Annotated in this window: 17 protein-coding genes; 10 read left to right on the top strand and 7 right to left on the bottom strand. The window is 70.6% G+C overall.

Features of this window, described 5'->3' with window-relative positions; all coding sequences use genetic code 11:
• Window positions 1-133 precede the first annotated feature (133 nt).
• Both ACIPK3_RS09935 and ACIPK3_RS09930 read right to left on the bottom strand, forming a co-directional pair.
• Window positions 134-1,207 (bottom strand): metallophosphoesterase, encoded by a 1,074-nt coding sequence (locus ACIPK3_RS09935; RefSeq protein WP_402567988.1) that lies wholly within the window; start codon window positions 1,205-1,207, stop codon window positions 134-136.
• 459 nt (window positions 1,208-1,666) lie between these two features.
• Window positions 1,667-2,779, bottom strand: a complete 1,113-nt coding sequence (locus ACIPK3_RS09930) for a LacI family DNA-binding transcriptional regulator (protein WP_402567987.1) — start codon at window positions 2,777-2,779, stop codon at window positions 1,667-1,669.
• Between the two features lie 421 nt (window positions 2,780-3,200).
• On the opposite strand from ACIPK3_RS09930, the gene hisC reads away from it, so the two are divergent.
• The 4 genes from hisC (at window position 3,201) to cydD (ending at window position 10,619) form a co-directional block, all read left to right on the top strand.
• Window positions 3,201-4,280, top strand: coding sequence for a histidinol-phosphate transaminase (hisC, locus tag ACIPK3_RS09925; protein WP_402567985.1), 1,080 nt, complete (start codon window positions 3,201-3,203; stop codon window positions 4,278-4,280).
• Between the two features lie 225 nt (window positions 4,281-4,505).
• On the top strand, window positions 4,506-6,014 hold the full coding sequence (locus ACIPK3_RS09920) for a cytochrome ubiquinol oxidase subunit I (RefSeq protein ID WP_402567983.1): 1,509 nt from the start codon (window positions 4,506-4,508) through the stop codon (window positions 6,012-6,014).
• Window positions 6,015-6,031: 17 nt separating this feature from the next.
• Window positions 6,032-7,051, top strand: a complete 1,020-nt coding sequence (cydB, locus tag ACIPK3_RS09915) for a cytochrome d ubiquinol oxidase subunit II (RefSeq protein ID WP_402567981.1) — start codon at window positions 6,032-6,034, stop codon at window positions 7,049-7,051.
• Between the two features lie 70 nt (window positions 7,052-7,121).
• Window positions 7,122-10,619 (top strand): thiol reductant ABC exporter subunit CydD, encoded by a 3,498-nt coding sequence (cydD, locus tag ACIPK3_RS09910; protein ID WP_402567979.1) that lies wholly within the window; start codon window positions 7,122-7,124, stop codon window positions 10,617-10,619.
• Between the two features lie 27 nt (window positions 10,620-10,646).
• Here the strand turns inward: cydD and ACIPK3_RS09905 are convergent, their stop codons facing one another.
• Window positions 10,647-11,609: an HAD hydrolase family protein gene (locus ACIPK3_RS09905; protein WP_402567977.1), complete on the bottom strand. Its 963-nt coding sequence runs from the start codon at window positions 11,607-11,609 to the stop codon at window positions 10,647-10,649.
• A gap of 85 nt (window positions 11,610-11,694) precedes the next feature.
• Here ACIPK3_RS09905 and ACIPK3_RS09900 point away from each other — a divergent pair, with 85 nt between their 5' ends.
• Window positions 11,695-12,597 (top strand): LLM class flavin-dependent oxidoreductase, encoded by a 903-nt coding sequence (locus ACIPK3_RS09900; protein WP_402567975.1) that lies wholly within the window; start codon window positions 11,695-11,697, stop codon window positions 12,595-12,597.
• Window positions 12,598-12,610: 13 nt separating this feature from the next.
• Here the strand turns inward: ACIPK3_RS09900 and ACIPK3_RS09895 are convergent, their stop codons facing one another.
• The 4 genes from ACIPK3_RS09895 to ACIPK3_RS09880 form a co-directional block, all read right to left on the bottom strand.
• Window positions 12,611-13,168, bottom strand: coding sequence for an RNA 2'-phosphotransferase (locus tag ACIPK3_RS09895; protein ID WP_402567973.1), 558 nt, complete (start codon window positions 13,166-13,168; stop codon window positions 12,611-12,613).
• 123 nt (window positions 13,169-13,291) lie between these two features.
• A complete protein-coding gene (locus tag ACIPK3_RS09890; protein ID WP_402567971.1) occupies window positions 13,292-14,242 on the bottom strand; it encodes a MerR family transcriptional regulator in 951 nt (316 codons plus the stop codon).
• Window positions 14,243-14,249: 7 nt separating this feature from the next.
• Entirely contained in the window at window positions 14,250-16,004 is a 1,755-nt protein-coding gene (locus tag ACIPK3_RS09885; RefSeq protein WP_402567969.1) for an SDR family oxidoreductase, read from the bottom strand.
• Between the two features lie 8 nt (window positions 16,005-16,012).
• Entirely contained in the window at window positions 16,013-16,903 is an 891-nt protein-coding gene (locus tag ACIPK3_RS09880) for a M24 family metallopeptidase (protein WP_402567967.1), read from the bottom strand.
• A 228-nt stretch (window positions 16,904-17,131) separates the two neighbouring features.
• On the opposite strand from ACIPK3_RS09880, the gene ACIPK3_RS09875 reads away from it, so the two are divergent.
• The 5 genes from ACIPK3_RS09875 (at window position 17,132) to ACIPK3_RS09855 (ending at window position 20,959) form a co-directional block, all read left to right on the top strand.
• Window positions 17,132-18,121: an ABC transporter ATP-binding protein gene (locus ACIPK3_RS09875; RefSeq protein ID WP_402568640.1), complete on the top strand. Its 990-nt coding sequence runs from the start codon at window positions 17,132-17,134 to the stop codon at window positions 18,119-18,121.
• On the top strand, window positions 18,111-19,019 hold the full coding sequence (locus tag ACIPK3_RS09870) for an ABC transporter permease (RefSeq protein ID WP_402567965.1): 909 nt from the start codon (window positions 18,111-18,113) through the stop codon (window positions 19,017-19,019). The genes ACIPK3_RS09875 and ACIPK3_RS09870 overlap by 11 nt, the downstream gene beginning before the upstream one ends.
• A complete protein-coding gene (locus ACIPK3_RS09865; RefSeq protein WP_402567963.1) occupies window positions 19,016-19,927 on the top strand; it encodes an ABC transporter ATP-binding protein in 912 nt (303 codons plus the stop codon). Before ACIPK3_RS09870 ends, ACIPK3_RS09865 begins: the two co-directional genes overlap by 4 nt.
• A 10-nt stretch (window positions 19,928-19,937) precedes the next feature.
• A complete protein-coding gene (locus ACIPK3_RS09860) occupies window positions 19,938-20,657 on the top strand; it encodes an ABC transporter permease (protein WP_402567961.1) in 720 nt (239 codons plus the stop codon).
• An 83-nt stretch (window positions 20,658-20,740) separates the two neighbouring features.
• Window positions 20,741-20,959 carry a hypothetical protein gene (locus tag ACIPK3_RS09855; protein WP_402567959.1) on the top strand — a complete coding sequence of 73 codons (219 nt, stop codon included), beginning with the start codon at window positions 20,741-20,743 and terminating at the stop codon, window positions 20,957-20,959.
• The last annotated feature ends 82 nt before the right edge of the window (window positions 20,960-21,041 follow it).

Genomic DNA, 21,041 nt, shown 5'->3' with positions numbered 1-21,041 from the left:
GGCAGAAACGGAGGGGAGCCTGCTACGGATAAGCCGATGGTAGAGCCGCGACGGCACGCGGTGACAGGGGGTTGCCGGAAATTGAGTGCCGTCTCGCAAGTCTGCCGCCGTGGGACGCCTGCCCGGCGAACGCTCAGATATCCAGGGGAAGTTGCTGGACCAGCAGCTTTCCGGCCATGGTCACTCCGCCGTCCATCGCGATGGCCAGGCCGTCGGCGTAGATGTGCGGGCCCTCGACCTGCGGGCCGGTGCTCTCGTCGCCCTCCTCGGACCCGACCTCGCCGAGCAGGTAGGGAATGGGGCTGTGACCGTGAACGATGCGGGTGCCGCCGTACGTATCGAGGAGGGAGCGGGCCGCGTCGGCGCCGCCCTCGTCACGGAAGGAGAACCGCTTGGTGAACTTGCGGAACAGATCCCACACCTCGTCGGCGTCGTTGCGTGTGAGGGTCTCGCGGACGGTGTCGTTGACCGCCTCGATGGAGTCACCGTAGTCGAGATAGGCCGTCGTGTCGGAGTGCACGAGCAGGTATCCGTCGACCTCTTCGATCGCATCGAGCCGGGCCATCCACTGCAGGTGGTGGTCCTGGAGACGGTCCATGTCGGTCTTCTGGCCGCCGTTGAGCAGCCAGCCCGCCTGGAACGTGGCGGTGCCCGCGCCGGAGTTGACCGGGGTGTCGCCGAAGCGCTTGGCGCCGAGCAGGAGGAGCTCGTGGTTGCCCATCAGCGCCTTGCAGTAGCCGCCGGCCGCCGCGGCCTCGGCGGACAGCCGCATCACCAGGTCGATGACGCCGATGCCGTCCGGGCCGCGGTCGGTGAAGTCACCGAGGAACCAGAGCCGGGTCGTGCCCGCGCACCAGTGGCCGTCGGCGTCGATCAGGCCCTGCTCCTGGAGGGCGTGGGTCAGGTCGTCCAGGAAGCCGTGCACGTCGCCCACGACATACAGCGGACCCGACCCGGTGGCGGTCTGCGGCTCAGGAGCGGCAGTGGGTTCGACGGGCACCTGGAGCGTGTCGCCGCGGTTGATCACGGGCAGGTCGCGCTGGGTCGGCGTGTACCCCTCGGGGAAGCCCTCGGTCACGGGGGCGACGGTGTCGGCGGGGATGCTGGGGGCGTACTGACCGGCCTCGTTGACGTACGCGGGTACCCGGAAGTCGCGCAACGTCGCCGTCCGCTCCGTCTCGGGTCCCTGACCGGCCCCCTGAGTCATCAGACCCCTCCACCATCGCGCCGCATCTGCACCTGATCGGACTGCCTGGTCGCAGCGGCCCGCGGTGTCGTGGGCCCATCATAGGAATGCGGATCGCGCCATGTGATGACCCAGGGGTGGTGAATCGGGGCAGGGCCGCGGTCCGGCGCGGCTTTCGCCCCGTTTGGGCGGGTGTTTCGGCGCGGCGCGACCGGCTCTGGAACGTCCGGCGCCGAGCGGACGACATCCTGGCGCCGGGCTGACGACCCGCTGTCGTACGCAGATGACCAGCTGTCATCGCCCGCCGCCGGTACGCGGACGGGCCCCCGCTCGCCGATGTCGAGCGGGGGCCCGGAGGTGTGACGGATTCGTGACCGGTCCTCCGCCGTACGAGTGCCGTCCGCCTCCCGGGGCGCGCGCCGGACACCTGCCGGGCGATGACCGGGACGGCGGGGAGGCGCTCCCGCGTGCTGTGCCGCGTTACTTCTCCTCCGGCACCCGCGGCGGGCTGACCGTGGTGCGCGGCGGGCGCCGCTGGGACGAAGTGCGCACGATCAACTCGGTCGGTATCACCTGCTCGACCGGGTGGTCGGAGTCGACTCCCTCGATGGCGTCGATGAGCAGCTGGACCACCGCGGTGCCGATGCGGCGCGGCTTCAGTGAGAGCGTGGTGACGGGCGGCTCGGTGTTCGCGTACACCACGGACTCGCTGCAGCACACCAGCAACAGGTCGTCCGGCACGCGCAGGCCGTAGCGACGGGCGGCGGCCAGCAGGTCGGTGCCGTTGGGGTCGAAGAGGCCGTAGACCGCGTCGGGGCGGTCGGGGCGGGCCAGCAGGCGGTCGGCGGCGACGGCGCCTGCGCACGGGTCGTGCGCAGGGTAGGCCTCGTACACGGGGTCCTGGCCGACCCGTTCGCACCAGCGCAGATACGCGGTGGTGGACAGATGGGTGTAGGTGTCCGTGGTCGTGCCGGTGAGGAGACCGATCCGGCGGGCGCCCGCGTCGGCCAGGTGGTCGAGGATGCCCAGTACGGCGGCCTCGTGGTCGTTGTCGACCCAGGCGGTGACCGGGAGCGATCCGGCCGGGCGGCCGTCGGAGACGACCGGCAGGCCCTGCCGGACCAGCTCGCTGACCACCGGGTCCTGGTCGGAGGGGTCGATGACGACCGTGCCGTCCAGGGCGACGTTCGACCACACGTCGTGGCGCGACGTCGCGGGCAGGATGACGAGGGCGTAGCCGCGGGCCAGTGCGGCCGAGGTCGCGGCTCGGGCCATCTCGGCGAAGTACGCGAACTCGGTGAAGGTGAAAGGTTCATCCCCGTACGTCGTCACGGTCAGGCCGATGAGCCCCGACTTGCCGGTACGGAGGGTGCGGGCGGCGGCCGAGGGGCGGTATCCCAGTCGGTCGGCGACCTCGCGCACATGGCGCCGGGTGGCGTCCGGGAGCCTGCCCTTGCCGTTGAGGGCGTCGGAGACGGTCGTGATGGAGACGCCGGCGGCGGCGGCCACGTCTCTGATGCCCGCCCGGCCCGGCCGGCTTCCTCTACGGGAGGTTTCCGCGCGGCTCACCTGATGCTTCCCTGCTGCTGTCATGGCGAGCCGATAGTAGGGCTCATGCGGTGGGGTAGGGCGGACGCATATGCGCGCGTTGACAGGCACGTTTCTGCAAGGTCATAAGGCAGTAACTGCCTTTGAAACAAAGACAGTTGAACGATCCAATGGTAGGACGTAACCCGTGGGCACGCATGAGCCTGCCAAGTGCCCGATGTTTCGAAGAGGTCTCAACTCACCTTCACGAGGGATGCGCGCCACGGCGTGAGCCACCGGCGCGTAGATATATGTGCGTCGCGCCCCCTGTTTCGCGCGCCTCGCCCCCGCCCGCTCTTCGCTCGGCTCTTCTCCGCGCTCTCCCGTCGCCTCCGACCTGTTCGCACCGGCCCGAATCCTCTTAAGGTGAGGAGTATTGGAAGCCGGCGGCGCTGACGGACCGCCGGTGATCGCGAGGAGGACTGCGGTGAGCGAGACGAGCCCCAAGCTGCGCGCCGAGCTGGCGGGTATCCCCACCTACAAGCCGGGCAAGCCGGCCGCTGCCGACGGCCCCGTCGCCTACAAGCTGTCGTCCAACGAGAACCCCTATCCGCCGCTGCCCGGGGTCATGGAGTCGGTGACCGCCGCCGCCGGGAACTTCAACCGCTACCCGGACATGGCGTGCAACGGGCTGATGAACGAGCTGTCGGAGCGGTTCGGCGTCCCGGTCGGCCATCTGGCCACCGGCACCGGCTCGGTGGGTGTCGCCCAGCAGCTGATCCAGGCCACCAGCGGCCCCGGCGACGAGGTCATCTATGCCTGGCGGTCCTTCGAGGCCTACCCGATCATCACGCAGATCAGCGGTGCGCGGTCGGTGCGGGTGCCGCTCACTCCGGGCGATGTGCACGACCTGGACGCGATGGCGGACGCGATCACCGACCGGACCCGGCTGATCTTCGTCTGCAACCCGAACAACCCGACGGGCACGGTCGTGCGGCGGGCCGAGCTGGAGCGGTTCCTCGACCGGGTGCCCGGCGATGTCCTGGTGGTGCTGGACGAGGCGTACCGGGAGTTCATCCGTGACCCGGAGGTGCCGGACGGCGTGGAGCTCTACCGCGACCGGCCGAACGTCTGTGTCCTGCGCACCTTCTCCAAGGCGTACGGCCTTGCCGGGCTGCGGGTCGGTTTCGCCATCGCCCACGAGCCGGTGGCCGCGGCGCTGCGCAAGACGGCCGTGCCGTTCGGGGTGAGCCAGCTCGCGCAGGAGGCGGCGATCGCCTCGCTGCGGGCCGAGGACGAGCTGCTTGGCCGGGTCGGCTCGCTGGTGTGCGAGCGCAAGCGGGTGGTCGACACGCTGCGCGCCCAGGGGTGGACCGTCCCGGAGACCCAGGCCAACTTCGTCTGGCTGCGGCTGGGGGAGCGCGCGACCGCGTTCGCGGCCGCCTGTGAGCAGCACGGTGTCGTGGTCCGGCCGTTCCCGGGTGAAGGAGTGCGGGTCACGATCGGCGAGAACGAAGCGAACGACATCTTCCTGAAGGCGGCAGAGGCCTTCCGCAAGGAGTTCTGAGCACGTACTGAGCGCGTACTGAGCGTGGCCTGCCGGGCACCCGTTTCACGTGGAACGGGTGCCCGTGGCCGTTTCCGTGCCGTAGGAGCCATAGAAGGGGCACCCCCCCTTCCTCGGCCGAAAATCGGTGCGTCATAATTGCTTGTGAATGTGAACGCGTTCACAAGCGTGGGATGTAAGGGGCACTGTGCCGCTCGCCCCACGGCACGTGAGGAGGCTGATGACGTGGAGTTGGCTCTGGCGCCGGAGACGCTGGCGCGCTGGCAGTTCGGCATCACCACCGTCTACCACTTCCTGTTCGTCCCGCTGACGATCTCCCTGGCCGCTCTCACGGCCGGGCTGCAGACCGCCTGGGTACGTACGGAGAAGGAGAAGTACCTCAGAGCGACGAAGTTCTGGGGGAAGCTCTTCCTGATCAACATCGCGATGGGTGTCGTCACCGGCATCGTGCAGGAGTTCCAGTTCGGCATGAACTGGTCGGACTACTCGCGCTTCGTCGGCGACATCTTCGGAGCCCCGCTGGCCTTCGAGGCCCTGATCGCCTTCTTCTTCGAGTCCACCTTCATCGGCCTGTGGATCTTCGGCTGGGACAAGCTGCCCAAGAAGATCCACCTGGCCTGCATCTGGATGGTCTCGATCGGCACGGTCCTGTCGGCGTACTTCATCCTCGCGGCCAACTCGTGGATGCAGCACCCCGTGGGCTACCGGATCGACAAGGCGAGGGGGCGGGCCGAACTCACCGACTTCTGGCTCGTCCTGACCCAGAACACCGCGCTGGCCCAGGCATTCCACACGCTCGCGGCCTCCTTCCTGACCGGTGGCGCGTTCATGGTCGGCATCGCCGCCTTCCACCTGTTCCGCAAGAAGCACATCTCCGTGATGAAGGCCTCGCTGCGGCTGGGCCTGGTCACCGTCGTCGTCGCCGGCCTGCTCACCGCGATCAGCGGCGACACCCTCGGCAAGGTCATGTTCAAGCAGCAGCCGATGAAGATGGCCGCCGCCGAGGCGCTGTGGGACGGCCAGAACTCGGCGCCGTTCTCGGTCTTCGCCTACGGCGATGTGAGCAAGGGCCACAACTCGGTCGAGCTGTCGGTGCCGGGCATACTCTCCTTCCTCGCCGACGACGACTTCGGCTCCTATGTGCCCGGCATCAACGACACCAACAAGGCCGAGCAGGAGAAGTACGGCCCCGGCGACTACCGGCCCATCATTCCGGTCACCTTCTGGGCGTTCCGCTGGATGATCGGTTTCGGCATGGCGTCCTTCGCGGTCGGCCTCGCCGGACTCTGGCTGACCCGGAAGAAGTTCATGCTGCCGCAGCATCTGCGGGTGGGCGACGACGAGGTGCCGCATCTGGTCCTCTTCAGGAACAAGGCGCTCAGCCCGAAGCTCGGCAGGCTCTACTGGCTCGTGGCGATCTGGACCCTGGGCTTCCCGCTGATCGCCAACTCCTGGGGCTGGATCTTCACCGAGATGGGCCGCCAGCCCTGGGTGGTCTACGGCGTTCTGCAGACCCGGCAGGCGGTCTCCCCCGGGGTCTCCCAGGCCGAGGTCCTCATCTCGATGAGCGTCTTCACCGTCCTCTACGCGATCCTCGCCGTCGTCGAGGTCAAGCTGCTCGTGAAGTACGTCAAGGCAGGGCCGCCCGAGCTCACCGAGGCCGACCTCAACCCGCCCACGAAGATCGGCGGCGATCCCAGTGACGCCGACAAGCCGATGGCCTTCTCGTACTAGGCCGAGGGAGCGCAGTCATGGAACTTCACGACGTCTGGTTCGTACTGATCGCCGTCCTGTGGACCGGCTACTTCTTCCTGGAGGGCTTCGACTTCGGGGTCGGCGTCCTCACCGGACTGCTGGCCCGGAACCGCGCCGAGAAGCGCGTACTGATCAACACCGTCGGGCCCGTCTGGGACGGCAACGAGGTGTGGTTGCTCACGGCGGGTGGCGCCACCTTCGCCGCCTTCCCCGAGTGGTACGCCACGCTGTTCTCCGGCTTCTACCTGCCGCTGCTGGTCATCCTGGTCTGCCTGATCGTGCGGGGTGTCGCCTTCGAGTACCGGGCGAAGCGGCCCGAGGAGAGCTGGCAGCGCAACTGGGAGACGGCGATCTTCTGGACCTCGCTGATCCCCGCGTTCCTGTGGGGCGTGGCCTTCGCCAACATCGTGCGGGGCGTGAAGATCGACAAGAGCTTCGAGTACGTGGGCACGGTGGGGGACCTGCTCAACCCGTACGCGCTCCTCGGCGGCCTGGTGACGCTGACGCTGTTCACCTTCCACGGCACGGTGTTCACCGCGCTCAAGACGCTCGGGGAGATCAGGGAACGGGCCCGGACGCTGGCCCTGCGCGTCGGTCTTGTCACGGCCGTGCTGGCGGCGGTCTTCCTGCTGTGGACGCAGTCGGAGAGTGGTGACGGCAAGAGCCTGGTCGCGCTGGTCGTGGCGATTGCCGCGCTGGCCGCTGCCCTCGTGGCGAACCAGGCGGGTCGCGAGGGATGGTCGTTCGCCCTGTCCGGCATCACCATCGTGGCCACGGTGGCGATGTTCTTCCTGTCGCTGTTTCCCAATGTGATGCCGTCCTCGCTCAACAGCGACTGGAGCCTCACGGTCACGAACGCCTCGTCCAGCCCGTACACCCTGAAGATCATGACCTGGTGCGCCGGGATCGCCACGCCGATCGTGCTGCTCTACCAGGGATGGACCTACTGGGTGTTCCGCAAGCGGATCGGTACGCAGCACATAGCCCCCGAGGCTGCCGCCGAAGCCGTGAACTGAGTCCGGCGGGAGGGGTGTTCGCCGTGTTTCACGTGAAACACCCCTCCCCGTGCCGAAGGGCATGTTTCACGTGAAACCCATCGATCCGCGTCTTCTGCGCTACGCCCGCGCCACGCGTGTCTTCCTGACGGCGGTCGTCGCCCTGGGTGCCCTCGGCGCCGGACTCGTCATCGCGCAGGCCATGCTCATCGCCGAGGTGGTGGTCGGTGCCTTCCAGCACGGCCGGTCGGCGGACGAACTGCGCGTCCCTCTCCTGCTGCTGGCGGCCGTCGCCCTCGGCCGCGCACTGGTCTCCTGGCTCACCGGGCTGGCGGCGCACCGGGCGAGCGCGGCGGTGAAGTCCGAGCTGCGCGGGCGGCTGCTGGAGCGGACGGCGGCGCTCGGTCCCGGATGGCTGAGCGGGCAGCGGACCGGCTCGCTGGTCACCCTTGCCACACGGGGAGTCGACGCCCTCGACGACTACTTCTCGCGCTATCTGCCACAGCTGGGGCTCGCGGTGGTCGTGCCCGTGGCGGTGCTGGCGCGGATCGTGACCGAGGACTGGGTGTCGGCGGCCATCATCGCCGGCACCCTGCCGCTCATCCCCCTGTTCATGGTGCTGATCGGCTGGGCCACCCAGTCCCGGACGGACCGCCAGTGGCGTCTGCTGTCCAGGCTCTCGGGGCACTTCCTGGACGTCGTGGCGGGGCTGCCCACCCTGAAGGTGTTCGGGCGTGCCAAGGCGCAGGCCGAATCCATCCGCAGGATCACCGGCGAGTACCGGCGGGCGACCCTGCGGACCCTGCGGATCGCCTTCCTCTCCTCCTTCGCGCTGGAACTGCTCGCCACCCTCTCCGTGGCACTGGTCGCGGTGACCATCGGTATGCGGCTCGTCCACGGCGACATGGACCTGTACGTCGGGCTGGTCGTCCTGGTGCTGGCGCCCGAGGCGTATCTGCCGCTGCGGCAGGTGGGAACGCAGTACCACGCGGCCGCGGAGGGGCTCGCCGCGGCCGAGGAGATCTTCGCCGTCCTGGAGACCCCGCTGCCGGAGTCCGGGTTCGCGGCAGTGCCCCCCGGCGCGATTGTCTTCGAGGGCGTGACGGTCCGCTATCCCGGACGGTCGCTGGACGCTGTGCGGGACGCTTCCTTCACCGTCCGGCCCGGTGAGACCGTCGCCCTGGCCGGCCCGAGCGGTGCGGGCAAGTCGACTCTGCTGAACGTCCTGCTGGGGTTCGTACGGCCTGCCGAGGGCCGGGTGCGGATCGGGGAGACCGACCTCGCCGCCGTCGACCCGGAGCAGTGGCGCTCGCGCATCGCCTGGGTGCCGCAGCGGCCTCACCTGTACGCCGGGACGATCGCGGAGAACGTTCGCCTTGCCCGCCCCGACGCGGACGACGACGCCGTACGGCGGGCGCTGCGCGACGCGGGGGCGCTGGAGTTCGTGGACGCGCTGCCCGCGGGGGCGGCGACCGTACTGGGTGAGGACGGGGCCGGGCTCTCCGCCGGCCAGCGGCAACGGCTGGCGCTGGCACGGGCGTTCCTCGGGGACCGGCCCGTACTGCTGCTGGACGAGCCGACGGCCGCGCTCGACGGGGCCACCGAGGCCGAGGTCGTGGAGGCGGTGCGCCGGCTGGCCGTGGGGCGGACCGTGCTGCTCGTGGTGCACCGGCCGGCGCTGCTGGCCGTCGCCGACCGGGTGGTGCGACTGGAGGAGGCGGAGACCGTCGCCTTCGTTCCCGTCGGGGGGTTGCCACGGCCGCGTTCCGTCGAGGAGGCTCCGACGGCCACCGTCCCGGCGGGCGACGATTCCGGGACGACCGAAGTTGCCGTACCCCGGGCGGGAGTCCTCGCCCGGGTGCGTGCCCTGTCCGGCCCCCGGCGCGGGCGGCTGCTTCTCGCGCTGCTCCTCGGAAGCCTGGCGCTCGGCAGTGCCGTCGGGCTGATGGCGACCTCCGGCTGGCTCATCTCGCGGGCCTCGCAACAGCCGCCGGTGCTGTATCTGATGGTGGCCGTCACGGCCACCCGGGCCTTCGGCATCGGGCGGGCCGTGTTCCGGTACGCGGAACGGCTGGTTTCGCACGACGCGGTGCTGCGGATGATGGCCGACACCAGGGTCGCCGTCTACCGGCGGCTGGAGCGACTGGCCCCGGCGGGCCTGCGCACGGCACGCAGGGGTGATCTGCTGTCCCGGCTCGTCGCGGACGTCGACGCCCTCCAGGACTACTGGCTGCGCTGGCTGCTGCCCGCGGGTGTCGCGGTGGCCGTCTCCGCCGCCTCGGTGGCGTTCATGGCGTGGCTGTTCCCCGCGGCCGGTGTCGCGCTCGCCGTGGGTCTCTTGGCGGCGGGAGCCGGAGTGCCGCTGCTGACCGGTGCCCTGGCGCGCCGGGCCGAGCGGCGGCTGGCCCCGGCCCGGGGGGTGCTGGCGACGCGCGTCACCGACCTGCTCACCGGAACCGCCGAGCTGACGGTCGCGGGCGCGCTGCCCGCCCGTACCGACGCGGCCCGCAGGGCGGACGGAGTGCTCACCCGGATCGCCTCGCGTGCCGCCGCTGCGGGCGCGCTCGGCGACGGGCTCACCGCGCTGGTCTCCGGCCTGACCGTGACGGCGGCCGCCCTGTCGGCCGCGCAGGCGGTTGCCGGGGGACGGCTGAGCGGTGTCGCGGCGGCCGTGGTGGTGCTCACTCCGCTCGCCGCCTTCGAGGCGGTGCTGCCGTTGCCGACCGCCGTGCGCTACCGGCAGCGGGTGCGCCGGAGCGCGGAGCGCGTGTACGAGGTGCTGGACGCGCCCGAACCGGTCCTCGAACCGGCACGGCCGCGGCAGGCGCCCGAGGCGCCCTTCCCGCTCGTCGTGAAGGGGCTGGCGGCTCGGCACCGGGGGCAGCACCGGGAGGCCCTCACGGGCCTCGACCTGACGCTGAAGGAGGGCCGGCGAATCGCCGTGGTCGGGCCGTCCGGGTCCGGCAAGACGACGCTGGCCCAGGTGCTGCTGCGGTTCGTCGACCCGGACACCGGCTCCTACACCCTGGCCGGAGTGGACGCCTGCGCGCTGGACGGCGACGATGTGCGGCGGCTCGTCGGACTGTGCGCCCAGGACGCGCACCTCTTCGACAGCTCGGTCCGCGAGAACCTCCTGCTCGCCAGGAAGCAGGCGACCGAGACCGATCTGCGCGGGGCGCTGGCCCGGGCCCGGCTGCTCGACTGGGCGGACGGGCTGCCCGACGGGCTCGACACGCTCGTCGGAGAGCACGGTGCGCGGCTGTCCGGCGGGCAGCGGCAGCGGCTGGCGCTCGCCCGCACGCTGCTCGCCGACTTCCCGGTCCTTGTGCTCGACGAGCCCGCCGAGCACTTGGACCTGCCCACGGCCGACGCGCTCACCGCCGATCTGCTGGCCGCCACCGAGGGGCGTACCACCCTGCTCATCACCCATCGTCTCGCCGGACTCGAAGCGGTGGACGAGGTGATCGTGCTGGACGCGGGACGCGTGGTGCAGCGGGGACCGTATGCCGAGCTGGCCGCAGTGCCGGGGCCGCTGCGGGACATGGCGGAGCGTGAGGCGCGGACGGAGGCGTCGGCCGGAATCGGCTGACGCCCCCGGCGGGTCCGGGACTGGGTTCTACGCCAGGTCGGCCAGCAGCCGCTCGATGACGAGCGCCACGCCGTCGTCGTTGTTGCCGGTCGTCCGTCCCGAGGCCGCGGCGAGCGCGGCCGGGTGCGCGTTGCCCATGGCGTACGACCGGCCCGCCCAGGTCAGCATCTCCACGTCGTTGGGCATGTCCCCGAAGGCGACGACCTCCTCGGGCAGGATGCCGCGCTCGGCGCAGCACAGGGCGAGGGTGCTGGCCTTGGAGACGCCGGGGCCACTGAGCTCCAGCAGGGCGCTGGGGCTGGAGCGGGTGACGTTCGCGTGCTCACCGACGGCGAGGCGGGCCAGGGTGAGGAAGGCGTCGGGGTCCAGTTCCGGGTGGAAGGCGAGGATCTTGAGTACCGGCTCGGCGGCACCCGGACCGTCGTCGGCGAGCAGCTCCTCGGCCGGCGCCAGGGTGTCCGGGACCTCCATGTGCAGCTTCGGATAGGCCGGTTCCTGGTGGAAGCCGTAGGTCTGCTCGACCGCGAACACCGCGCCCGGCGCGGCCTCACGCAGCAGCAGCGCTGCGGTCAGGGCGTTCTGCCTGGCCAGTTCACGCACCTTCATGAACCGGTGGGCGCCGGGGCCGCCGTGCAGATCGACGACGGCGGCGCCGTTGCCGCAGATCGCCAGGCCGTGGCCGTGGACGTGCTCGCTGACGATGTCCATCCAGCGGGCCGGACGGCCGGTCACGAAGAACACCTCGATGCCCGCCTTCTCGGCGGCGGCGAGCGCGGCGATCGTGCGCGGGGACACCGACTTGTCGTCCCGCAGCAGGGTGCCGTCGAGATCGGTGGCGATCAGCCGGGGTGCGACGGCGGGAGTGCCTCCATGCTCGGACGACGTCGGGAGCGACGCCGCGAACGGCGTCGGAATCGAGGTCGCGAGCTGGGGGGAGGCCGGGGTCTCTGGCGTTCCGGTGGCTGAGGTCACCGGGCCATTCTCGCGCATATGCCAGTACGCCCGTGCGAGGGTGCGCGCGGTTGAGACACGGCCGCCCCGGGCCCGCAGGGCGGATCGCCGTAGGCTTTGAGGCATGAGTTTCCGTCTGAGCACTGCGATTCTTCCGTACCGCCGCTGGACCGAGGGCGGGGGCGCGGCCTGGCAGCGCGCAGAGGAGCTGGGCTTCCACACCGCGTACACCTACGACCACCTGTCGTGGCGGAGCTTCCGCGACGGACCGTGGTTCGGTGCCGTGCCCACGCTGACCGCCGCCGCGGCCGTGACCCGGCGCATACGTCTGGGCACCCTGGTCACCTCGCCCAATTTCCGGCACCCGGTGACGCTGGCGAAGGAGCTGATCTCCCTCGACGACATCTCCGGCGGCCGGGTCACCCTCGGTATCGGGGCGGGTGGCACCGGTTTCGACGCCACCGCGCTCGGCCAGGAACCATGGAGCCCGCGTGAGCGCGCGGACCGGTTCGCCGAGTTCGTGCCGCTGCTGGACCGGCTGCTCACCGAGGACTCGGTGTCCCACGAAGGCGACTTCTACTCGGCGGTCGAGGCACGCAACATTCCGGGCTGTGTGCAGCGCCCCAGGCTGCCCTTCGCGGTGGCCGCGACGGGCCCGCGCGGGCTGAAGCTGGCCGCCCGGTACGGGCAGGCGTGGGTGACCACCGGAGACCCCAAGCTGTACGAGGAGGGCACCCCGGAGCAGTCGGTGGTGGCCCTGCGTGAGCAGGCCGGGAAGCTGGCCGACGCGTGTGCGGCCATCGGCCGCGACGTCTCGGAGCTCGACAAGGTCCTGCTCACCGGATTCACGCCGGACCGTGGACGGCCCCTGGAGTCGCTGGACGCGTTCGTCGACTTCGCGGGCCGCCATCGGGAACTGGGCTTCACGGAGATCGTGGTGCACTGGCCGATCCCCGACTCGGACTTCGCCGCGGACGAGAAGGTCTTCGAGCAGATCGCGATGGAGGCACCCGCCCAGCTGGGGTAGGGGTGCTGGGTGCTCAGCGCGGCTCGGCGAACCGCAGATACCGGGGCGGAACGGCCCGGGTCAGCCACACCCCGTTCGCGCTGACCTGGAAGACGTGGCCGTCGCGGTGCATGGCGGCCGCGTCGACCGTGAGCACGACCGGGCGGCCGCGGCGGGCGCCGACCCGGGTGGCGGTCTCCCGGTCTGCCGAGAGATGCACGTCGTGCCGGTTCATCGGCTCGAGGCCCGTCGCGCGGATCGACTCCAGATTGCGGGGGACGGTCCCGTGGTACAGGTACGGCGGCGGGGTCGCCGGGGGCAGTCCCAGGTCGACCTCGACGCTGTGGCCCTGGCTGGCGCGGATCCGGTCGCCGTCCACGGCGAACCGCTTCTTGTCGTTGGCGGCCACCACATGGTCGAGTTCCGCGCGGCTGAACCGGAACCCGTGCGCGGCCGCCGCCGCGATCAGGGTGTCGATCTCCACCCAGCCGCCCGCGTCGAGCACGAGGCCGATGCGCTCCGGCTGATGGCGCAGATGCTTCGAGAGGTACTTCGACACCTTCACGGTGCGGCTCTCCTGTTTCTCGTTCACCGCACCAGCGTGCCGGGCGAGACGCGGATCACGCAGGCCATTTTTTGTCTGGAGGTTTGGTCCACAGCCAAGTCCTGTTATCCACAGCTGAATTGACGAAGTTGTGGACAACTGGCGTACGACTCAGGACTTTTCGTCAAGATCATTACGAGTGGGGTGACTTGCCGTCATGTCATCCATAACCCTTGCCCGCACCTCGCGTTCGACGGCCAGCGTGACGAACTCGGAAGCCCGCTCCGGTCCAACGAGCCGCTCCACGGCCCGGATCGTGTCCGCGGGGACCGGCATGTCACGGCTCTGTTCCGACGTCTTCGGCGCCTCCCCCGTGCCGAGCCGCTGACGCAGCTCGCGGGTAGCGAACAGGCGCATGGCCCGGGCGAGTTCGGCGTCCACGGTGTGCTGGGCGAGTGGGCGCAGGCGGCGTACGAGAGCGGCGGCCTCGGCCGCCTCGGACTCGGTGAGACGGTGCGGTGCGTCGAGATAGGGGGCGAAGACGTGTTCGGTCGTGAACTCCAGGAAACGCGTGGCGATGTGCTCCACCTGGCCCCGCAACTCCCGCAGATGGCCCAGGATCGCGATCAGCGGAACCCCGGCGGCGTGCAACTCGGCGGCCACGGCTAGTTCTTGGGGGCTCGGCACCAGGAAGGAGCCGGGGTCGCCGGGGACCGGTTCGAGCACGCCGAGTTCGACCGCCTCGGTCACGGCGTCGTCGTCGGGGGCGCCGCCGAAGCGGACGTCCAGCTCCGCCCGGGAGACGCGGGACGGCTCCTCGTCGGTCCACGGGCCCTCCACCTCGGTGACCAGGCCGAGGACGCCGCCCAGGCCTCGGCCGGTGTCCCAGGCGTCCAGCAGCTCCTTGATGGACGCCAGGGTGTAGCCGCGGTCCAGCAGGTCCGCGATCTGGCGGAGACGGGTGACATGGGTGTCGCCGTACATGTTGGCCCGGCCCCGGCGTTCGGGGCGTGGCAGCAGGCCGCGGTCCTGGTAGGCGCGGATGGTGCGGACCGTGGCGCCGGTCCGCTGGGCCAGGTCCTCGATCCGGTAACCCCCTTCGCCGGGGGACGAGCCGGTCACGCGCGCCTCACAGTTTCGGTTCCACTCGTGCGATCGCCCGCAACACCCCTGGTACGAACCGGGACATGAGACGGGCGCCGCGGGCCTCCGGAGTCACCGGGACCACCGCGTCGTTGCGTGCGACCGCTCGCAGGATCGCCTCCGCGACCTTCTCCGGCGGGTAGTTGCGCATCCCGTACAGACGCGCGGTGCGCTTCTGACGGCGCCGCTCCTCCTCCGCGTCCACGCCCGTGAAGCGCGCGGTGGAGGTGATCGCGGTGTTGACGAAGCCGGGGCAGATCGCGGTCACCCCGATGTCCTGGCCGGCGAGTTCGGCCCGCAGGCACTCGGACAGCATCAGCACGGCCGCCTTGGAGGTGCTGTAGGCGGGCAGCGCCCTGGAGGGCTGGTAAGCGGCAGCCGAAGCGATGTTGACGATGTGGCCGCCCTGCCCGCGCGCGGCCATCTGCGCGCCGAAGAGGCGGCAGCCGTGGATCACACCCCACAGGTTGACGTCGAGGACCTTGCGCCAGTCCTCCGGTGTGGTGGCGAAGAAGGATCCGGACAGTCCGATACCGGCATTGTTGACCAGAACATCCACTACGCCGTACTCGGCGGCGACCTTCTCGGCCAGCTTCTCCATCGCCTGCTCGTCGGACACGTCGGCGGTCTCGGCCCAGGCGCTCGGGGCGCCGAGCAGCCCGGACAGCTCGGCGGTGCGGGCGGCGGACTCCGCGTCCCGGTCCACGGCGACGATCCGCGCCCCCGCCTCCGCGAAGGCGAACGCCGTGGCCCGCCCGATGCCGCTGCCCGCCCCGGTGATGAGCACCAGCTGGCCGCCGAAGCGGTCGAAGTGGCGGCCGGCGGGTTTCGGTGCCGGCTGTCCGCCTTCCGTGTCCGTCACGAACTCCTCGATCCAGGAGGCCAGTTGATCGGGCCGGGTGCGCGGAATCCAGTGGCCCGCCGGGAGGGTGCGACGGGTCAGCCGTGGCACCCAGCGCTCCAGGTCGTCGTACAGCCGCTGCGAGAGGAACAGGTCCCCCGTGGGCGTGACGAGCTGCACGGGCACATGCGCGTGCGCGTCCTCGCGCGGCCTGCGCAGCCGTGGCCGCACGTTGTCGCGGTACAGCCAGGCGCCGTGCGCGGCGTCCCTGGGCAGCGAGGAGGTCGGGTAGCCGCCGGGCACCTTCTCGACGCGCCGCAGGATCCGCGGCCAGGCGGTGCCGAGCGGCCCGCGCCAGGCCAGTTCGGGCAGGACCGGGGTGTGCAGGAGGTACACGTACCAGGACTTGGCGCCCTGGCCGAGCAGCTGGCCCACCCGGCGGGGGGTCGGGCGCTTCACGCGCGCGTTGATCCAGTGCCCGAAGTGGTCGAGGGACGGGCCGGACATCGAGGTGAAGGACGCGACGCGTCCCTTGGTGCGCTCGACCGTGACGAACTCCCAGGCCTGCACCGAACCCCAGTCGTGCCCCACCAGGTGCACCGGACGGTCCGGGCTGACCGCGTCCGCGACGGCCAGGAAGTCGTCGGTCAGCTTGGCCAGGGTGAAGCCTCCGCGCAGCGGCTTCGGAGCCGTCGATCCACCGTGGCCGCGGACGTCGTACAACACCACGTGAAAGCGTTCGGCGAGCCGGACGGCGACCTCGGACCAGACCTCCTTGCTGTCCGGATAGCCGTGCACCAGCACCACCGTCGGCCGTGCCGGATCACCGAGCTCCGCCACGCACAGCTCGACCCCGCCCGTGCGGACGACGCGCTCCCGCGCGTCCTTCAATGTCGTCATCCGGGTCGTCACCTGGCTTCCGCCCCTTCCTCCACCCAGCGCCGCACATGCGGCAGATCGTCGTCGAGCCAGAAGGCACTCTGCTCGGGGTCCCGGGAGTCGGTCACCACCAGGATCTCCTCGAACTTCGCGCCCGTGCCCCGGAAACCGAGGTGCGGTTCGACCGCCCACAGGCCCGGCCGCGGCGGGTGGTCGGAGAAGCGGTACGGCGACCACAGGGGCGACCAGCCCTCACGGTGGCCGCGCAGCGCGTCGGAGGCGAGGCCCTTCAGGGACTGGGTGCCGAACCCGAACAGCTGCGGCGACCAGCGGCGCTGCCGCACCTGGTCCACCTTGTGCGCGATCACCCCGAAGGGATACGCGCGATGCCGGTTGGCATACCCCTGGCGGCCCATGAGGCGGTCCACGTCCTCGTAGATCTCGCGCAGCGGGCGACGCTCGCGCACCTCGCGCAGGATCAGCTCGCGGTGCGCCTCGAGGTCGGCCATCAGCCGTTCCTGCACCGGGTGGGGGCCGAGGGAGCCCGAGTAGCCGATGTCAGCCGTGTATCCCTCGTACACCGGGGCCATGTCCAGGATGAACGGCATACCGGGCTCCAGCCGCCGGCCGGTCGGGAAGAACTGGAGCGGCACCCGGAAGCCCGTGAACGCCGTACGGTCCCCGAACCAGGCGAAGGGCAGGTGGAACCAGTCGCGCACGCCCCGCTCGCGGAGCCACTCGCGCTGCATGCGCGCGGCCTCGCGCTCGGTCACCCCGGGCTCCAGCCGCGCCGCGACCGCCTCGGCGCACTCGTAGGCGAGCCGCTGGACCCGTCTGAACCCGCGCAACCGGGCGGAGAGCTCCCCGTCCCATGCCCCGGCGGTGCCTGTTGTGCCCGTTGTGCCCGTTGTGCCCGTCATGCCGCCCCGTCCCGTCGACCGCGGTAGCGTGCCCCTAACCCTGACACTGGTGAATGTGACAGTTGTCGGAGGCTGCGTCAATGGGCCGGTCCTGGCCTGTGGAAAACCCCGGCGTAGCTCTCAGGCAGCAGATCCCCCACGACCCCGTACGACTGGAGGCTGACGCCAAGACGGCTCTGCGGGTTGATGGACTACGGCCTCCGCCTCACTACTGTCGAATACGTGACTGTGATCGCGACCGAAAGCCTGAGCAAGCGGTTCCCCCGGGTGACCGCGCTTGACCGGCTCTCCGTGGACGTGGGACCTGGTGTGACGGGGCTCGTGGGTGCCAACGGAGCCGGCAAGTCCACATTGATCAAGATCCTGCTGGGTCTCTCCCCCGCCACCGAGGGCCGCGCCGAGGTACTCGGCCTCGACGTCGCCACCAAAGGCGCGGCCATCCGTGAGCAGGTCGGGTACATGCCCGAGCACGACTGCCTGCCGCCCGACGTCTCGGCCACCGAGTTCGTCGTGCACATGGCTCGGATGTCCGGCCTGCCGCCCACGGCCGCGCGCGAGCGCACCGCGGACACCCTGCGCCATGTCGGCCTGTACGAGGAGCGCTACCGACCCATCGGCGGCTACTCGACCGGCATGAAGCAGCGAGTCAAGCTCGCCCAGGCCCTCGTCCACGACCCCAAGCTGGTGTTCCTGGACGAGCCGACCAACGGCCTCGACCCGGTCGGCCGCGACGACATGCTCGGCCTGATCCGCCGGATCCACAGCGACTTCGGCATCTCCGTCCTGGTCACCTCGCACCTGCTGGGCGAACTGGAGCGCACCTGCGACCACGTAGTCGTCATCGATGGCGGCAAGCTGCTGCGGTCCAGCTCGACCACCGACTTCACCCAGACCACGACCACCCTCGCGATCGAGGTCACCGACAACGACGAGTTGCCCGACGGCACCCGCGCGGTCCGCGAGGCGCTCACCGCGCGCGGGGTGGAGACCCACCTCGAGGGCGGCGGCCTGCCGGGCTCCGGCCACATCCTGCTGCTGACCGCCACGGGCGACGAGACCTACGACCTGGTGCGCGACGTGGTCGCCGACCTGGGCCTCGGCCTGGTGCGCATGGAACAGCGCCGGCACCGCATCTCGGAGGTCTTCACCAGCGAGGACCAGCACGACGACCAGCACGGGGACGAGCAGCGGAAGGAGGCGGTCGGTCATGGCCGTTGAGCACTCCACAGCCACACCGCCGGGTGACCAGACCCGCATCCACGACATCGGCTACCGCGGCTACGACGGCCCCCGCCTCGGCCGCTCCTACGCCACCCGCTCGCTCTACTCGCAGTCCCTGCGCGGCGCCTACGGCCTCGGCCGCTCGGTGAAGTCCAAGGTGCTGCCGATGCTGCTGTTCGTGGTGATGTGCGTGCCGGCCGCCATCATGGTCGCCGTCGCGGTCGCCACGAAGGCGAAGGACCTGCCCGTCGACTACACGCGCTACGCGATCATCATGCAGGCCGTCATCAGCCTGTACGTCGCCTCGCAGGCCCCGCACTCCGTCTCGCGCGACCTGCGCTTCAAGACCGTGCCGCTGTACTTCTCCCGGCCGATCGAGACCGCCGACTACGTGCGGGCCAAGTACGCGGCGCTGGCCTCCGCACTGTTCATCCTGACCGCGGCCCCGCTGCTCGTGCTCTACATCGGCGCGCTGCTGGCCAAGCTGGACTTCGCCGACCAGACCGAGGGATTCGCGCAGGGGCTGGTTTCCGTGGCACTGCTCTCGCTGCTCTTCGCGGGCATCGGCCTGGTCATCGCCTCGGTCACGCCCAGGCGCGGGTTCGGAATCGCGGCCGTCATCGCCGTCATGACCATCTCCTACGGCGCGGTCTCGGCGGTACAGACCATCGCGAACACGCAGGACAAGGGCGACTCCATCGCCTGGATCGGCCTCTTCTCACCCGTCACCCTCATCGACGGACTCCAGTCCGCGTTCCTCGGGGCGACCTCCGCCTTCCCCGGCGGGACCGGTCCCACCACGGGGCAGGGCGTGGTCTACCTGCTCGCCGTCCTGGGCCTCATCGCCGCCTGCTACGGCCTCCTGGTGCGCCGCTACAAGAAGGTGGGACTGTGACCACGCTCTCCATCGACCATGTCTCCCGCTGGTTCGGCAACGTGGTCGCCGTCAACGACATCACCATGACCATCGGCCCCGGCGTCACCGGCCTGCTCGGCCCCAACGGCGCCGGAAAGTCCACCCTCATCAACATGATGGGCGGCTTCCTCGCCCCCTCCACCGGTTCGGTCACCCTCGACGGGCAGCCGGTCTGGCGCAACGAGACCATCTACCGGCACATCGGCATCGTCCCCGAGCGCGAGGCGATGTACGACTTCCTCACCGGGCGCGAATTCGTCGTCGCCAACGCGGAGTTGCACGGACTGGGTGCCAAGGCCGCCGCGCGTGCCCTGGCCACGGTCGAGATGGAGTACGCGCAGGACCGGAAGATCTCCACGTACTCCAAGGGCATGCGGCAGCGCGTGAAGATGGCCTCCGCGCTGGTCCACGACCCCTCGCTGCTGCTGCTCGACGAGCCTTTCAACGGCATGGACCCGCGCCAGCGCATGCAGCTGATGGAGCTGCTCAGGCGCATGGGCGACGAGGGCCGTACGGTGCTGTTCTCGTCCCACATCCTCGAAGAGGTCGAGCAACTCGCTTGGCACATCGAGGTGGTGGTCGCGGGACGGCACGCGGCCAGCGGCGACTTCCGCAAGATCCGTCGCCTGATGACCGACCGGCCGCACCGCTACCTGGTCCGATCCAGCGACGACCGCACCCTCGCGGCCGCGCTCATCGCCGACCCGTCCACCGCCGGCATCGAGGTCGACCTCGCGGAAGGCGCACTGCGCGTCCAGGCCGTCGACTTCGGCCGGTTCACGACACTGCTGCCGAAGGTCGCCAGGGACCACGGCATCAGGCTGCTCACGGTCTCGCCGTCGGACGAGTCCCTGGAGTCCGTCTTCTCGTACCTGGTCGCGGCGTAGGAGGCCCAAGATGTACGACCCCACAGTCGCCCGACTCACCTACCGGGCCCTGCTCGGCCGTCGCCGGGCCCTCATCCTCAGCGCGCTGCCGATGCTGCTGATCGCGATCTCCGTTGCCGTGCGCGCCATGACCGGCGCGGACGACCAGTCGGCCGCCAACCTGCTCGGCGGGCTGGCGCTCGCCACGATGGTGCCGATCATCGGCGTCATCGCGGGCACCGGCGCGATCGGTCCGGAGATCGACGACGGCTCGGTGGTGTATCTGCTGTCCAAGCCGGTCAAGCGGTCCACGATCATCTTCACCAAGCTGATCGTGGCGATCGCCGTGACGATGGTGTTCTCCGCACTGCCCACGATGATCGCGGGCCTCATCCTCAACGGCAACGGCCAGCAGGTCGCCGTCGCCTACACGGTCGCGGCCCTGGTCGCCTCCATCGCCTACGCGGCCCTCTTCCTGCTCCTGGGCACGGTGTCGCGGCACGCGGTGGTCTTCGGGCTCGTCTACGCCCTCGTCTGGGAGGCCCTGTTCGGCTCCCTCGTCTCCGGCGCGCGCACGCTCAGCGTTCAGCAGTGGGCGCTGGCGGTCGCCCACAAGGTGACGGGCGGGAACCTGGTGACCTCGGACGTCAGCCTGACCACCGGCACGGTGCTGCTGGTCGCGGTGACCGTGCTCGCCACCTGGTACGCGGGACAGAAGCTGCGGTCGCTGAAGCTGGCGGGCGAGGAGTAGGCCGCCGTACCGGCCTTGACGGGGGCCTCACACCCGTCCGGGCAGACTGAAACGCTCGGGACGCGCCGCTGGGGAGGCACGCAATGGCTGACAACGGGCTGCCGGACGACGAGTGGGACGGCGTCGTGCTGGACGAGGACTTCGTCCGGGCCGCCGAGGCGTCCGAGCCGTCGGCCCGGGCCCGGATGCTCGCCGCCCGCTGGCGCGCCGAGTCCCCGCAGCCGGAGCCCTGGCGCTCCGACGAGCCGCCCGCGGGCTGGTTCTTCTCCAAGGCGCGCCGTCGCAGGTGGCGTCGCCGGTAGGGCCGTTGAGCCGCCGGCAGGACCGTTAAATGGGTGGCGCCGCAACTGGCCCGCGAGGCACAGTGGTTGTGCGCCACCCGCC

This window comes from Streptomyces sp. NPDC086787 (assembly GCF_044745865.1).
Taxonomy (GTDB): domain Bacteria; phylum Actinomycetota; class Actinomycetes; order Streptomycetales; family Streptomycetaceae; genus Streptomyces.
The sequence above is the reverse complement of the archived record's forward strand: the minus strand, read 5'-3'. Positions and strand labels throughout refer to the sequence as shown.

Coding starts and splice junctions, on each gene's coding strand:
- ACIPK3_RS09935 (WP_402567988.1), bottom strand. CDS start 1,207: ATGACTCAGGGGGCCGGTCAGGGACCCGAGACGGAGCGGACGGCGACG.
- ACIPK3_RS09860 (WP_402567961.1), top strand. CDS start 19,938: ATGTACGACCCCACAGTCGCCCGACTCACCTACCGGGCCCTGCTCGGC.
- ACIPK3_RS09900 (WP_402567975.1), top strand. CDS start 11,695: ATGAGTTTCCGTCTGAGCACTGCGATTCTTCCGTACCGCCGCTGGACC.
- ACIPK3_RS09905 (WP_402567977.1), bottom strand. CDS start 11,609: ATGCGCGAGAATGGCCCGGTGACCTCAGCCACCGGAACGCCAGAGACC.
- ACIPK3_RS09885 (WP_402567969.1), bottom strand. CDS start 16,004: ATGACGACATTGAAGGACGCGCGGGAGCGCGTCGTCCGCACGGGCGGG.
- cydB (WP_402567981.1), top strand. CDS start 6,032: ATGGAACTTCACGACGTCTGGTTCGTACTGATCGCCGTCCTGTGGACC.
- ACIPK3_RS09855 (WP_402567959.1), top strand. CDS start 20,741: ATGGCTGACAACGGGCTGCCGGACGACGAGTGGGACGGCGTCGTGCTG.
- ACIPK3_RS09930 (WP_402567987.1), bottom strand. CDS start 2,779: ATGACAGCAGCAGGGAAGCATCAGGTGAGCCGCGCGGAAACCTCCCGT.
- ACIPK3_RS09870 (WP_402567965.1), top strand. CDS start 18,111: ATGGCCGTTGAGCACTCCACAGCCACACCGCCGGGTGACCAGACCCGC.
- ACIPK3_RS09880 (WP_402567967.1), bottom strand. CDS start 16,903: ATGACGGGCACAACGGGCACAACGGGCACAACAGGCACCGCCGGGGCA.